Below are 15410 nucleotides of genomic sequence, written 5' to 3'. Positions count from 1 at the left end.
GACCAAGGCAGCCAGTTCACATCCCTCGACTTCGTCAAGCTCCTGAAGGATGCCGAAATCGGCATCTCGATGGACGGCAAGGGAGCCTGGCGCGACAACGTCTTCGTGGAAAGGATATGGAGATCGATCAAATACGAGGAGGTTTACCTTCACGCCTACAAAACCGTGTCCGACGCCCGCCTTGGGATCGGCCGATATCTGGCCTTCTATAATGGCCGACGCCCACATTCATCTCTTGAACCGAAAACTCCGGATCAGATCTACTTCAAACAGCCGCAGACAATTCCCCTCGCGGCATAAACAGCGCCGGAAACCACTTAACAATCGGCACAAAACTGTTCAGACAAACCGAGCCAGCTCTCGAACCGGAACGGCAGAGGTGAGCTTGAGTGCTTTCAGATGAGACATGCTGTGATCCTTCCCAAAACCATTGAACTGTTTCCGGGATACAGCCGTCTGCCGAAAGGGCGAGCATTAAGTTGAACGCCGATGCAAACAGAGTGACATGATCGCGGCGCGTTTGGGTCGGTGGAACGAATTTGTTCTGAGGCAGTTCTGCTAGCGAACACAGCTCCATGCTTTTGCCACAATGCTTGATTGCATTCTTTCAAGATTTTCACAGCTATTTGATTTTTTCCATCTCCGCCGTCGAGGTTCACCATGACCGACCAGCCTTCATCGTCCGATTTCATCCAGGCGAGCCGCGTTCTCAAGGTCAAGTCGCCGCTGGGCGAAGATCAGCTTCTGCCGGAACGCATGGTCGTCAGTGAGGGCGTGTCGCAACTGTTCGAGATACAGCTCAGCGTTCGCGCCAAGAAGGAAGCGGTCAAGCCGGAAGAGCTTATCGGTCGTCTGGTCGATGTCTCGGTCGAGGTGAGCCAAGGTGATGGCGACGAGGGCAGCGGCATCCGCCGCCCGTTCAACGGTCTGGTCACGGAACTGCATGAGGGCCCACCAATCACCCGCGGCCTGCGTTCCTACGCCATGACCATCCGCCCGCAGATGTGGCTACTCTCCCGCCGCTCCGACTGCCGCATCTGGATGGATAAGACAACGGTCGAGATTGCTGAAACGCTGTTTTCCGAACATGGCATTCCGGCCCCGGATACGTCGGGCATCATCACACCTCCGCCAGCACAAGAATACAGTGTGCAGTTTAATGAAGACGATTTATCCTATCTTCTCAGGCGCTTAGATGAAGACGGCCTGTTCTACTGGTTCAGCCATGAAGACGGCTCTCACAAGCTGCATATGGCCGATACCGAGAATGGCTGGCTGGGGCCATCGCCATCCGCTCAAGGCGAAGGCAAGGTGAGACTGGCACAGGGCTCATCGGATCGCAACCACATCAATGACTGGGCACGTCGTTTCTCCTATGTGCCGGGCCAGCGCGCCGGTGCCGACTGGAATTTCGAGACGCCCTCTATGGTGCCGGGCACGATGACCCCGTCTCTGGTGCAGATGCCGGATGCGACCAAACGCGAGCTTTACGAATACCCCTCCCGCATCAAGACCGTGGCCGAAGCAGAACGTGCGCAGAAACTCAGAACCCAAGCGACCGAAGCCGACCATGACCGCGTCTTCGGCGCCTCCACCTCCCGCATCCTCGAAGCTGGCCGTCGCTTTACACCTTATGAAGTGGCGCATCCTGAGCATGAGTATGAAGAGCATGTAATCATCCGGGCGAGCCACACCGTTGTGGATCGCTCCTACGAGACCAACAGCAACGAACCGGAATACCGCAACCAATTCGAGGCCATCCCCTCACGCGTGCCGCTGACACCGCATCGACAAACGAAACGCCCGAGGATCGAAGGCACGCAGGTTGCCATCGTTGCAGGACCGGAGGGAGAAGAAATCCATCCTGACCAATATGGCCGCATCAAGCTGTGGTTCCCATGGGACCGCAAGGCCAAGAAGGATGGGACCGATACATGCTGGGTACGTGTAGCCCAAAACTGGGCAGGCTCTACATGGGGCGGCCAGATCATCCCGCGCATCGGCATGGAGGTGATGGTCGCGTTTGTCGATGGTGATCCAGATCGGCCTCTGGTGACGGGCGTCGTGCCGAATGCACGACAGACTGTACCTTATGAGCTTCCTGCGAATAAAACGAAGAGCACGTTCAGAACGCAGACTCACAAAGGTCAGGGGTTCAATGAGTTAAGCTTCGAAGATGAGCTTGGCAGAGAACAGGTATACGCTCGCGCACAACGAGACATGGATATCGATGTCTTACATAATCGAACAAAAACAGTTGGGCACGATCAAGATGAACGGGTGGGCAATGATAAGAAAACCTCCGTTGGCCAGAATCATCGCGAGGACATCGGGCTCAATAAAAGCCTTAGCGTGGGAAATGCCTTTACTCGCACAGTGGGAAAAATATCAACCGAACAAGTCGGAATTCTCAAGTCAACGATTGTAGGAGGTGACCAACTCGTAGTTGTTGGCGCCAATAAAGAAGAGAATATTGGTCGCGGGCTAAATTACTCTGCTGGAGATACCATTGGCTTTGACGCAGGGCGTGTTTTCGAAATCAAGGCAGGAGAAGCATTTCGTATAACAGTTGGCGAAACCCGTCTTGAAATGGATAAGACTGGCATAGTTGTTATCGAGGCTGGGCAATCGACTATCGTTAAAGGTGGTGGTGGGCAGGTAACGGTAGGTCCCGGACCAATTCTTTATACACCCGAACTGGTGCCTGGAAAGACACCAACCCCTCCCGCTCAGTGCCTACGAAAAATGGCAGCGCAGCATGTGCCATTCATAAAGCAGAAAAAAAATGTTTGATCATTTCGATTTAGTCGATGAAGAAGGTAGGCCATTAAGGCAGCCTAGCGAAGCGTCCATCGCTCTTATTGAGGGCTTTAGAAAGACAGCGCTACCAACCTTTGCTGTCATGGATGGCGCATTATTTTCTGATCTTCCGAAGTCACTTGAAGAACGTAAGATTTCAAGCCGTTCGCTATTTTTAGATCATCCGGACGCTGAAATCGCGCGTGCGGCTGCCTTGTTTATACCTATCGAAAACGAAACAACTTTAACTAAACTGCTTTCTGTTCCTAAGGCTGAAAATGCCGTTGTTTTTTGGTCTTCCTCTGCTGGTGAGGACAAATTGTTTCGTCATCTTAGGGGCATAAACGTCATTCTGATTCCCGATGACGAATCGATTTTAAATGAGGAAAACGATACAGAACTTTCTCCGCTAGTTCCTAGGGACCAATCAGTGCTGTTTCGCCACTACGATCCTAATGTAATCGAAGCTACTCTTCCCCTTTTGACTACGGAGCAATTTGTTCGCCTTATGGGGCCTTGCGATCAAATTATGTGGTTTTCCCTTGAGAAAGGTGCTCGTCGACGTGCTCTGAGACCTGAGAATGACGTAGTGGTGCCTAGAGGGCCGCTTCGATTGACGGATGAACAAATCGAAGAATTAGAATTCAATCGAAAAGCTTCTGCACAATCCCGGCGCGTTAACTATCTCCGCGTGGTCGAACCAGACCGTACACGATTAATGAGCGATACAGAGCTTTACCGATTTTCGGCAACTGAAGTTTCTAATGGGGAGAGCCTCGGTCTTCGATCTGAAAGGTCTCTAACTTTGTGGGTTTATCTCCAGCTGCATAGCGATGGCAAGATAGGGCGAGACCCAGGTCTACGTGGATACCTTCAATCGTTTCCTGAAGATGGAACCCCCGATGACAAAATTTACTTGCTGATGACACGCCTTTCGGCGCTTCCAGCTAGTACCAAGCTATAAACTAAGGTTATTCGCAATGGCGCAAAATTTCTGGGGCCCGGAAATAGATTTTCGCAGACTTATGCGCGATGAACCGCTTGGCTCATCGCCCCAGGCAGGTTTCCTGCCTCGGGACACACCGCTCGATCATCCAACGGATCGGTTTACTCAGTGGGCGCGAGAAAACGACGCCCCAACCGGTGTTGACGCGTTGAATGCTAATACTGCTGCTCAGCAGACTGCTTCGACTGCTGAGGCCAAACCTTGCGCGTCATGCAATCCGAACGACGCATATGGCCTTGCCTTCAGAATTATTGACACGAAAGATGATGGAACGACCTGCGCCCCAGGTGGGCCATGTGCAGGCGTATATTACACTATGAGGAAAGAGCAGACAGGAGAGGTTCTTGAAGGTGAAACGGACGAAAATGGCCTGACGCAGATGTTAACTACATCAAGCGCGTCAGAGGTCATTTATCTCTATTTAGGGAAACGAAACTCTGATGACGGATACCCCACCAGCAGAGATACGTCTGAGAACGAAATTGATGAAGCCCCGCTCATCAAGGGACCTGTCGAGCCTATGGCAAACAAAAAAATAATCGATGCTGTGACCCTACGCCAATGGAAGCCGTGGAAAGCTTCTGCAGAGTACAAGAAGGTGCTAGATGAAAGCGAATCACCGCATCCCAATCAATATCCGTCTCCTGAAGGGGGTAACGATACCATTGGCATAGGACACAAAATTACTGACGCGGAGATTGCTTCGAAACGTTTTACCGAAGGTGAGTGGAAACAACCGTTATCAAACGAGAAAATGCAGCAACTTCGCGACGAAGACATTGCTAAAAACGGCGGAAATGAAATTGAAAAGCGTGTGTTCGTACCGCTACATTATTACGAAGTCGACGCCATTTTAGACCTATCATTCAATGGTGGACCAGGCGCCCTTACGTCCGACGCGTCATCAATATATGATGAAAATGGCAATAAAAACCCACCTAAAACGGACGTTCAAAATCTTGCAAAGATATTGAACGCGGGCCGGTATTCGCTTGTCCCTCACTACATGAAAAACCACTACAACACATCCAACAAAAAGTGGTCAGCTGGCGTGCAAAATCGAAGAGATATGGGTGCACGTATGTTTGGCAATGAGGAAAATGGCTACAAGTTCCTAGCCACCCATTCATCTCGAAAGAAATAAAGAGGTCGCTCTGTGGCTAATCAACCTAATAAATCAGCTACGATTTTTTTGTATGTAATAATGGCAACGGCTTGTTCCGTTATAGGTTCGCAAGCGTCAGCAAACGGATTTGACCTCAGCACTATCAAATCTTCCCGCGCATTAGATGCCATACCTTATGCAGACAACGGTAAGGCCGTTGGCATGAAGATTACCCTGAGTAAAAACTCATTGACCTATAAGGCAGTAAAAGGAAAGTTCGCACTTGATGCAGCTGGCCGATTTGATTTGTCAAAAATGGCACCAAGTTACAACTCCGTATATAAAAACGCTGATGGAGCTTTTATTTATGCTGTGAAAAACTGGAAGGAAATTGAAAGTAACAATCAAAGCAACATTCATTTTTCGGGCGAGCAAGCGCCTAAATATATCTACACATATACTGCAAAGTACGTACCTACAGGTCAGCGCGGAATATTCGTATGCACAATCCTAAATGATGACCTTGATTCCTTTTTTACAACCGCATCTGGCCATGGACGATGCGATGTGTTTCGCGCAAAATAGGAGCTAGCTTTGCAAATTGTCCGGTTAAGAAAATTACGTTGTCTCTCCGACTTCGTATTAAATATTTGCGATATGAGATAATTATCCATCAATACTTGTGTTATTCAATGAATTTCTGAGTGCATAAACATTATCTGTCGTATAATTCTTCAGAATTTTATTTGAGAAAATCACCGATCTGAAATTTAACACTTAAAATATTCTTGATTTATCACCGATTGACAGGTTTTCTAATGCCTGCAAATGACATTACATCTAAATATTGCTCCAAAGGATCATCTGAACAATCTCAGCAGGTTATCCGAATTGCCGTTCGCAATCTGAAGACTTTGCACGGCCAATTGCTGCTGCGTCTGCTGAGCAGATAGCCTTGCCGAAGCTTCCTCCATGTCGGTATCGACAAGACGGCTGACGCCTTGATCGATGGCGTCCATGAGCTTCCCGGCAAAATCCTGCTGCATGTCGATACGGGTCTTGAGCGCACCAAGCGTGGCACCGCCGGTGATGACCCGTTTAAGCATGGAATCGACGCCTGACAGATAGTTGTCGAGGCTATTGGCCGGATTTGTGATATCAACATCGAGGATATCGAAATCCGCCGCAGGTCCAAGGTTGTCCGCGACGTTGCTGATGTTGAGCCTGGATCTGGCTCCCATTTCCGGGTGAACTGCCGGGTCTACATCAATGACGATACGGCCACTGCTTTCCGTTGCCGTCAGCCCTACACCCAACATCGCAGCGTTTAAAATGTCTACGAGATCAGCTGGTGAGCTGATTTTGCCGTCTACTGTACCAAGCGTATTGTCAACAATTTGGCGGTCTACTGTTACGGTCGTGTAGGGCGCATTATTGACGCTTACATTGAACGAAAAGGTGATGTCACGGTAGATTTCAAACGGGGTCGTAAAAGCAAATTGATCACTTGCATAGCCACCGGCAGAGCTTGCGAACGGCGTTTCCCGAAGGCCGCCTGCGTTGCCACCCGTGGTGTCATTCACGCCATTTACCGAGATCGTTGAGGCACTCGCGCCTGTGTTTTCCCGGCTGATTATGCCAATTGCCGCCTGATTAGGCGGGCCGGTCAGGATTGTTTTGCTTGAGCCGACAAGAGAGGAAATTCCCGCCTCAACAAATGACTGATTTAGGACGCGTGTGTAATCATCGATGTTGCTGATAAGCCCGTTCGTACCGCCGAGTGCAGTGCCAATCGTCGCTTTTGTGATTTTAACGGTTTGCGATGAGCTTCCGTCAATCATCAAATTGAAGCTGATACTGTCAGAGGAGCCGAGCGTAACCGGACCCGTCATCTCAAAGAATTGACCTCCGGTGAAAGAGTTCGCGTTTAAATTTGCGGACCTAAAGCCGCCAATATCGCCCAGCGAGCGGATATCTTTTTGCAGCGCGCCGCCGCCACCGACATTGAACAGGCTGATATCGGCAAGATCGACCTCGGTCGTGCCGACCCGCACTGTGCCGTCGGAAAAGCGTATGAAGAACGAAACAAGACTGGTCGGGTAAGATGAGAGTGTCATCAGGTCATCGGGAGAGCTGGTGTCGAGCCAATTGACGCCGTTGAAGCTTGCCGATGTCGCGATAGAGGTGAACTGCTTTTTGAGCTGGTCGAGTTCGTTTTGAATTTTGCTCTTATCGATGCTCGTTTCCTGTGCCGAGACAAGCTTTGCCCGAAACTCTCCGAGAAGATCGATGGTGTTTTCTATTCCTGCATAGGCGACATCGACATTGGCTGCACCAAGGCCGAGAGCATCACTCACCGCCGACAATGCCTTGTTATCCGAACGCATCGTAGTGGAAATCGACCAGTAGGCGACGTTATCCGATGCTTGGCCGACCCGCAGGCCGGTGCTGACTTGCTGCTGTGTATCGGTTAGACTGGAGCCGATGGCTCGAAGCGTTTGCAGTGCTGCCATGGCGGAATGGTTCGTTAGGATGCTGGTCATTATCGCCTCGGACCCTATGCCCGCCAGCCACACCATCGTCCTTGCATATACGTTTGCGCTCCCCCGGAATTAACCGTCCGTTAACTATGCCGGATACACTAATCGCTATGAAACCTGCGGTGATTTGCGCCGCGCTCCTGCAATCTCATCCTGCAAGCCAGACGCGCACGCTGTTTTAGCCGATTGCGCTTACGCCCTCGCTCGCCCCTCCAGCACCGCCATGTTAGCGACACGCAACATCAGGAGGCTGACATGAGCAGCGATAACAGTGCGCTTCCGGTCCGCGCTTATTCCTACGTCCGTATGAGCACCACCAAGCAGCTTCGCGGTGACAGCTTGCGCAGGCAGCTTGAGCGGTCGCGCGCCTTCGCGGACGAACACTCTTTGCTTCTGGACGACAGCTTGCAGGATCTGGGTGTCAGCGCGTGGAAAGGCAGAAACTTCAAACACGGTGCGCTTGGCCGATTTCTGGCTATGGTCGAAAGCGGAGAAGTGCCGAGAGGAAGCTATTTACTGATCGAAAGCCTCGACCGGCTGTCACGCGAAGCCGTACCGGACGCGTTGACACTGTTCATGGCGATCATCAACGCCGGGATCACCATCGCCACGCTCGGTGAAGATCGGCAGGTTTACAGCCGCGATACACTCAATGGCGATTGGACCAAGCTTATCATCGGCCTTGCGGTGATGTCGCGTGGGCATGAGGAAAGCCAGACCAAGAGCGAGCGGGTGCGGGCGGCGAACAAACGAAAGCGCGAACGGGCCAGAGAGGGAAGAGGCCATATCACCAGTGTCACCCCGGCATGGATCGACGCGGCGCGAACCGGGTCAAACTCTTACAGTTTCACTCTGAACGAGCATGCAGCGGCGGTGAAAGCGATTTACGAGATGGCAGCAAGAGGAATGGGTGCTACGGCGATTGCGCGCAGGCTTAATGCGGATGGCGTTCCGGCGTTCAAGAGCAGGGACGGATGGTATCACGGTATCATCAAGGCGCTGCTTCGCCGTCATGATGTTATCGGCACATTCCAGCCGCATCGTATGCAGGATGGCAAACGTGTGCCGGATGGCGATCCGATAGAGGCTTATTTCCCTGCCGCCATCGACAAGGATTTGTTCCTGCGGGTACAGGCCATGCGGGATAATCCCGGCAGACCAGGCCGTAAAGGTGAGAGTTTTGCAAACCTCTTTACCGGGCTATGTCACTGCGCCCATTGCGGCGGGCCGATGACGATCAAGTTCAGTCGGGTCAAAGGAAATAAAACGGTCGATATCTCGTATGCAGCAATTATGTCCGCGGACATCGATGCACAGACGGCAATAGGCATTTCCGCTATGAGCCGCTCGAAGCTGCCATTCTTGACCATGTCAGGGAACTAGATTTTGCCACCGTTCTGCAAAGGCAAAGCACCGATGACGCTGTAACAAAAATTGACGAGGCCATTGCCGGTCTCACAATTAGCATCGAAGAGCTACAGCGCAAAGAACAGAGGCTTGCCGCAGCAATCGAAGATGATCGGCAATCACTGGAAAGCCTAATCGCATTGCTGCGGCGTCGTCAAAGCGAGCGACACGCGGCTGAGCTTGAGTTGCGGGATCGCCAGCAAGATCGTCAGCGGCTCTCTACACGCAGTCGCAACGCTGCTGGCAGTCGTGATCAACTGGCCGCACTGCGAAGGGAGTGGGAGACAGCGCCTGATGCCGACACGCGATACGCTTTGCGTGCAGAGGCACATGCCGCAGTCACCGAATTGATTTCGGATATTTGTTTCGATAGCGATGACCTGTCGACGGTGGTCGTGGTGGGAAACGGCATAACGGCCTACAGGGTCAAAGACAGCACTATCAGCGGTATGTTCAGGCCTTTCGCCGAGTAACAGCCCTTACCATTCCTTATGATCCGGCCTCAGCTGATCTTTACGGCGTTCGGTACTGACCTGCCCATAATGCTTGTCGATCATGGCGATAGAAGTTCTCGTATTTCGAGCGATGTCGTAGACATCAACGCCCCGCGCTATCATCTCCGAGATATAATAGTGCCGTAGCGAATATGTCGTGCGCGCCACGCCGCGAAAATCTGTCTGTAGATTGCAGACCTTCAAAAGCTCGGAAAAGCCTTTTTTGAAACTCTGAATGCGTTGCCCATTCTGATCGGCAAAAACGGGATCGTTATCGTCTGGCTCTCGACCCAACTCTCGCTCGAAAGCATCCCAAAGCGTGTGGAGCCATGGAATGACGGAAAGTTGAGGCACGACAGCCCCATGCTTACCCTTTCCTTGCACCTGAAACCGCACGTCCTGATCTGCCAGCTTGCTTAGACGTACCGAACGGAAGCCGACGACATGACCCCAGTTGAGGTTTTTGAGTTCTGTCGGTCGCATGCCTGTACCAGAGGCGATTTCGATATGAGCCTGTAGTTTCAGCCTGTCGGAAATCACATGCATACTCTGCCGAAACTGCCGCCATACTCGGCCATCTCGTCCACGGATCAATGTCCCCTGCCCGCTGTGGTCTGGATAAATGCGCTGGAGGCTGCTGCCGATGAGCGTTTCAAACTCCTCCGGCGTAAAGCTGGGGCGACTATTATCAATTCGCTTGCGGACTTTAATGTCAGGAATATCGAGCTTACCGCGATAACCCCATTTTACGGCCTGCTGAAACAAGGCCCGAACGATAGTCAGTTCACCTCTCTGCCTGCTGATCGTTGGAACTTCATGACGCGCCGAACGTCGCAGAATTTTACCATTGCGTTCATATCGGATGAACTCGATTTCCTTACCCGGACCGGACACCCAGTAATTGCGCCGCCACTCCATATAACGTTCGATGTCGGGTTCACGGATGGTATCAATCGGCTTATTTCCGAAGAAGCCGACAAGGTAGCGCCGGATAACGGGAGGCCAATCGCGTGGGTGATACTCACTCCGGTCCTTTCGTTCACTTTTCGCGATCACCAGCTTGATAAATTCCTCTGCGACTTCGGAGAAGGGGCGGACAACCGCTGTGAAGCCATTCTTCACGCGATAGTTGGCTTCGCTCTATATCTGATAGGCCTTGTGATGAGCTTCTTCATAATTCTCGGTCTCAAGACTTTTTCGAACCTGTCTGCCGCCCGCTGAAAAGCGGACTGACCATATGGTCCCACCGGGGCGTTGAAACAGGGCAAATGGCTGCTTGGTACGCTGCAACATGAAACTCTCCGAAATCGGTTACGTTGCTAGCACGCCTGCGTTAAAGCTGCGCTAGTTCAGGCCGTGCCGGGCAAGACGAGCCTTGAAGCGAAAGAGCAATTTTGTGGGGTGTGCTAGATATGCGCTAGCGTATTTCCAGCACGAGCAGGCTCAAAGAGCTTTTAAAAACACCAATGATTTTAAGGGCTTAATGGTGCCCGGAGGCGGATTTGAACCACCGACACGCGGATTTTCAATCCGCTGCTCTACCAACTGAGCTATCCGGGCACTACAGGCTCTTGAAGAACCTTCGCTTTTTGAAAGCGCCGGGGAGTGTTCCGCCCCGGAAGTGAGCGGGGTTATAGCAGCTTGTTCGGCCATGGCAAGCGCTCAATCTAACTTTTTTGACAGTTTTTCTTCGACCCATTTTTAAGTCTTGAAAACCGTTCAAACGAAGAAGGGGAGGAACGCGGCGCTCCTCGCCTTCATGCCGGGAAGTAACGCGTTAGCGCCCTCCAAAGCTTACTGTTTCGATCCCGCGGTCAGTCCCAGGGCGAAGGGGACCGCCGCTACCATTAGCGCGATCATCGGCGACGAGGCAAAAATCCGGCTCGCGAGCGAGGTGATGGCGACAGAGCGGACGACAGGCAGCCAGGTTGGCGTGTCACTCGAATTCGAGCGCGACTGTGAATGTCTCGATGCGCTCAATTTTTCGACCTCGCGGCGAACCTCGTCGAGATCGCGGCGCAGCTCGGAGATCTGTGCGCGCAATGACGCTTCTTCTGCAGGCTTCCTGCCAGGTTTCGGCGGGGGTGGGCGTCGCTCGACGGCTTGCAGCGTTTCGTCTGCCCGCTCTTCATCCAACTGGGCCAGTTCGTCCTCCAGGTCGGCCGGCTTGTCAAAACCATGGGATCGTGCGGGCGCTTTCATTCACATCTCCTTTTGGAAAATCCTTTTGCTCCCTATCACGCTCGGGAGAACTCCCTCTCCAAACGCTGGAGGCGTCAAAAGGATGCAGTGGCGCCTTGAGGAAGCGCCCCGCACGAGCACAAAACAAAAAGGCGACCGGATGGCCGCCTTTTTACTGTCGTATTGGCTCGCTCACGCGGCCTTGGCAGCCTTGGCGTAAGGGTCGAAGCGACCGTAGAAGGTCTCGCCCTTGGCGGCCAGATCCTTCAAGAGCGGCGTCGGAGCAAAGCGCGGGCCGTACCCGGCCTCCAGCTTTTCTGCCAGCGCCACGAAGTTCGCCACTCCCATGCCGTCGATGTAGGACAGAGCGCCGCCGGTGTAGGGGGCAAAGCCGAAGCCGAGGATGGAGCCGACATCGGCCTCACGCGGATCGGTGACGATCCCCTCTTCCACTGTGCGGGCGGCTTCCAGCGCGACGGTGACGAGGAAGCGCTGCTTTAGCACTTCCATATCCACGTCTTCTGGCTTCTTCTGCGCATAGAGGTCCTTCAGGCCGGGCCAGAGGGACTTCTTGGCAGGCTTTGGCGGGTAGTCGTAGAAGCCCTTGGCATTCTTGCGGCCAAAGCGGCCTTCGTCTTCCACCAGTTTCTTGACCAGCTCCATGTGGCGCGGATCGACGGCCTTGTCGCCGAGATCGGCAGCGGTGGCTTTGAGGATCTTGTAGGAGAGGTCGATCGCCACCTCATCGTTCAGCGCGAGCGGGCCGACCGGCATGCCGGCAAATTTTGCGGCATTTTCGATCATCGCTGGCGGAACGCCTTCGATCAGCATTTCATAGCTTTCCGCCATGTAGCGCAGCACGCAACGGTTGACGAAGAAACCGCGCGTGTCGTTGACGACGATCGGGGTTTTCTTGATCTTGGCGACGTAATCGAGCGCGACGGCGAGAGCCTTATCGCCAGTTTCCTTGCCAAGGATCACTTCAGTCAGCATCATCTTCTCGACGGGCGAGAAGAAGTGAATGCCGATGAAGTCCACCGGGCGCCTGGAGTTCTTCGCAAGGCCGGTGATCGGCAGCGTCGAGGTGTTGGAGGCGAAGATCGCGCCTTCCGGAAGCACTGCTTCCACCTGCTCAATCACCGCCTTTTTCACGTCGCGGTCTTCGAACACGGCCTCGATCACGAGGTTTGCGGTCTTCAGCGCGTTGTAGTCGGACGTGGGGGTGATGCGTGCGAGTATGGCGGCACCCTCCTCCGGCGTCATCCGGCCCTTGTCGACTGAGCCCTTTACAAGACCTTCGCAGGTCGTCTTGCCCTTGGCGGCAGCCTCCTCATCGCGGTCGATCAGCGTGACGTCGAGACCTGCGACAGCCGTGACATAGGCAATGGAGGCGCCCATGAAGCCGGCACCGACAACGCCCACATGCTTCAAATCGCTCTTCGGCTGACCGGCGGGACGACGCGCGCCCTTGCCCAGCTCCTGCATAGAAATGAACAGCGAGCGGATCATTCCGAACGCTTCCTTCGAACGAAGGATCTCGGTGAAATAGCGCTGCTCGACCTTTAGTGCAGTGTCGAAGGGCAGTTGAAGACCTTCATAGACGCATTTCAGAATGGCGAGGGCCGCCGGGTAGTTGCCAGCGCTTTCACGGCGCAGGATTGCCGGTGCTGCTGGCCAGAGCTGCGCAGCAGCCGGCGTCCAGATGCCGCCGCCGGGTGCCTTGAAGCCTCTTTCATCCCACGGGGCGACAGGCTTCAGGCCATCCTTGATCATCTGCTTGGCGACTGAAACCAGCTGATCCGGCTCCACCACCTGATGCACCAGGTTCATTGCCTTGGCGCGCTGGGCAGTGAGCGATTGACCGGTGGTCATCATCTGAAGCGCCGATTGTGCGTCCGTCAGGCGGGATACGCGCTGCGTGCCACCGGCGCCAGGGAAGATGCCGACCTTGACTTCAGGAAGCGCAATCTTGACGCTTTTCGCGTTCGAAGCGACGCGGCCATGGCAGGCGAGCGACAGTTCGAAAGCGCCGCCCATGCACGTACCATTGATGGCGGAGACCCAGGGCTTGCCGTTGGTTTCGATCTTGCGGAACAGGCCGTTCATCTTGCCGACGAGATCGAACAGCTTCTGGGCTGCCTCATCCGGGTTCCTGGCCTTCTCCTCATGGTAGAAGGAGAACATCGACTTGATCATGGAAAGATCGGCGCCGCCGGAAAAGGTGCTCTTGCCGGAGGTGAAGACCACGCCCTTTACGGCGGCATCAGCCACCGTCGCATCGACGATGGCATTCAGCTCTTCCATCACCTCGGCGGTAAAGACATTCATGGATTTTTCCGGCATGTCCCAGGTCACAAGGGCAATGCCGTCTGCATCGGTTTCAACTTTGAAATTGGTGTAAGTGCTCATTGTGGGATTCCTCTTCCCTGAATTCTCTTTGAGGTCAGTACAGCCAGACGGTGAGGCCGAAGCAGACGAACACAAGAACGAGAAATAAGATCAGGCCTCTGCCTTCGGCAGGGTAGCTCTGATTGTCTTTCTTGGTCAGGACGCGGGTCGATTGCTCGTAATCCTGCGCCATGTCCTTGTCGAGATGATGGAGAAGCTGTTGCTGCTCAATCTCGTTCTTGGGTTGATCGTAAACCTCCCGCCTCATGGCTAACTCAAACCCGCTCGATCACCGTCGCGGTGCCCATGCCTGCACCGATGCAAAGCGTGACCAGCGCGGTGTTGAGATCGCGGCGTTCCAGTTCGTCGAGAACCGTGCCGAGGATCATGGCACCCGTGGCGCCCAGCGGATGACCCATGGCGATGGCGCCGCCATTGACGTTCATCTTGTCGTGGCTGATGTCGAAGGCCTGCATGTAGCGAAGAACGACGGCAGCAAAGGCTTCATTGAGTTCGAAGAGGTCGATGTCGGCAATCGACATGCCCGTCTTCTTCAGAAGCTTTTCCGTCACGTCAACGGGACCGGTCAGCATCAGCGCCGGATCGGAGCCGATATTGGCAAAGTGTCTGATGCGCGCGCGGGGCTTGAGACCCATGCTTTCGCCGCCCGCCTTCGAACCGACCAGAACAGCCGCTGCACCATCGACGATGCCCGACGAGTTGCCGGCGTGGTGAACGTAGTTGATCCGCTCCACTTCCGGATGCGCCATGATACCGACGGCTTCGAAGCCGCCCATTTCACCCGGCATCTGGAAGGAGGCATTCAGCGAGGCCAACGCCTGCATGTCGGTCCCGGGACGCATATGCTCGTCGCGATCGAGAATGGTGATGCCGTTCTGGTCTTTGACTGGAACGACGGAGTTCTTGAAGTAGCCGTTTTCCCAGGCATGCGCTGCACGCTTCTGGCTTTCTACCGCATAGGCGTCCACGTCATCGCGGGAGAAGCCGTATTTGGTGGCGATCAGGTCGGCAGATACACCCTGAGGCATGAAATAGGCCGGGAAATTGACCGACGGGTCCATGTACCAGGCACCACCAGACATGCCCATGCCGACGCGCGACATGCTTTCCACACCGCCTGCAATGACGATCTCATCCGAGCCCGCGGCAACCTTGCCGGCGGCGAAGTTGACGGCGTCGAGACCCGAGGCGCAGAAGCGCGAGATCTGCATGCCCGGCGCCTTGGTGGAGTAACCAGCTTCGAAGGCAGCGGCCTTCGGGATGACGGCACCGGCATCCATCACCGGATCGACACAGCCCATAATTATGTCATCGACGGTCGCGGTATCGAGCCCGTTGCGGTCGCGGATTGCTTCCAGCGTTTTTGCGGCAAGGCGAACGGACGGCACCTCATGCAGGCTGCCATCCTTCTTGCCGCGTCCGCGCGGGGTGCGAACGTGGTCATAAATAAAAACGTCGGTCATATCTCA

Annotated in this window: 12 protein-coding genes and 1 tRNA gene; 6 read left to right on the top strand and 7 right to left on the bottom strand. The window is 54.0% G+C overall.

The window, feature by feature from the left end; all coding sequences use genetic code 11:
- The 5 genes from QZ869_RS15230 to QZ869_RS15210 all read left to right on the top strand — a co-directional run.
- Nucleotides 1-300: integrase core domain-containing protein (locus QZ869_RS15230; protein ID WP_296105720.1), on the top strand; the 300-nt coding region annotated here is incomplete at its 5' end.
- A 360-nt stretch (nt 301-660) separates the two neighbouring features.
- On the top strand, nt 661-2793 hold the full coding sequence (gene tssI / locus QZ869_RS15225) for a type VI secretion system tip protein TssI/VgrG (RefSeq protein ID WP_296105718.1): 2133 nt from the start codon (nt 661-663) through the stop codon (nt 2791-2793).
- Complete coding sequence (locus tag QZ869_RS15220; RefSeq protein ID WP_296105716.1) at nt 2786-3763, top strand: DUF4123 domain-containing protein; 978 nt, start codon at nt 2786-2788, stop codon at nt 3761-3763. The genes tssI and QZ869_RS15220 overlap by 8 nt, the downstream gene beginning before the upstream one ends.
- A 16-nt stretch (nt 3764-3779) precedes the next feature.
- Nucleotides 3780-4949 (top strand): hypothetical protein, encoded by a 1170-nt coding sequence (locus QZ869_RS15215; protein WP_296105715.1) that lies wholly within the window; start codon nt 3780-3782, stop codon nt 4947-4949.
- Between the two features lie 12 nt (nt 4950-4961).
- Nucleotides 4962-5495, top strand: a complete 534-nt coding sequence (locus QZ869_RS15210; RefSeq protein ID WP_296105713.1) for a hypothetical protein — start codon at nt 4962-4964, stop codon at nt 5493-5495.
- 275 nt (nt 5496-5770) lie between these two features.
- Here the strand turns inward: QZ869_RS15210 and QZ869_RS15205 are convergent, their stop codons facing one another.
- Nucleotides 5771-7453, bottom strand: coding sequence for a flagellin (locus tag QZ869_RS15205; RefSeq protein WP_296105711.1), 1683 nt, complete (start codon nt 7451-7453; stop codon nt 5771-5773).
- Nucleotides 7454-7705: 252 nt separating this feature from the next.
- Here QZ869_RS15205 and QZ869_RS15200 point away from each other — a divergent pair, with 252 nt between their 5' ends.
- Nucleotides 7706-8833, top strand: coding sequence for a recombinase family protein (locus QZ869_RS15200; RefSeq protein WP_296105710.1), 1128 nt, complete (start codon nt 7706-7708; stop codon nt 8831-8833).
- A gap of 503 nt (nt 8834-9336) precedes the next feature.
- Here QZ869_RS15200 and QZ869_RS15195 read toward each other — a convergent pair.
- The 6 genes from QZ869_RS15195 to QZ869_RS15170 all read right to left on the bottom strand — a co-directional run bounded on the left by QZ869_RS15195 (nt 9337) and on the right by QZ869_RS15170 (nt 15404).
- Entirely contained in the window at nt 9337-10473 is a 1137-nt protein-coding gene (locus QZ869_RS15195) for a tyrosine-type recombinase/integrase (protein ID WP_296105709.1), read from the bottom strand.
- A gap of 362 nt (nt 10474-10835) precedes the next feature.
- Nucleotides 10836-10911: transfer RNA gene (locus tag QZ869_RS15190), tRNA-Phe, on the bottom strand.
- 234 nt (nt 10912-11145) lie between these two features.
- Nucleotides 11146-11553, bottom strand: a complete 408-nt coding sequence (locus QZ869_RS15185) for a hypothetical protein (protein WP_296101460.1) — start codon at nt 11551-11553, stop codon at nt 11146-11148.
- 171 nt (nt 11554-11724) lie between these two features.
- Nucleotides 11725-13941, bottom strand: a complete 2217-nt coding sequence (locus tag QZ869_RS15180; RefSeq protein ID WP_296105708.1) for an FAD-dependent oxidoreductase — start codon at nt 13939-13941, stop codon at nt 11725-11727.
- A 34-nt stretch (nt 13942-13975) separates the two neighbouring features.
- Nucleotides 13976-14188 (bottom strand): hypothetical protein, encoded by a 213-nt coding sequence (locus QZ869_RS15175; RefSeq protein ID WP_296105706.1) that lies wholly within the window; start codon nt 14186-14188, stop codon nt 13976-13978.
- 7 nt (nt 14189-14195) lie between these two features.
- Complete coding sequence (locus QZ869_RS15170) at nt 14196-15404, bottom strand: acetyl-CoA C-acetyltransferase (protein ID WP_296105704.1); 1209 nt, start codon at nt 15402-15404, stop codon at nt 14196-14198.
- Nucleotides 15405-15410: the final 6 nt, after the last annotated feature.

Origin of the sequence: uncultured Agrobacterium sp. (assembly GCF_913777885.1) — a bacterium.
Taxonomy (GTDB): domain Bacteria; phylum Pseudomonadota; class Alphaproteobacteria; order Rhizobiales; family Rhizobiaceae; genus Agrobacterium.
Note: the sequence above shows the minus strand (reverse complement) of the source record. Positions and strands in the feature narration are given on the sequence as shown.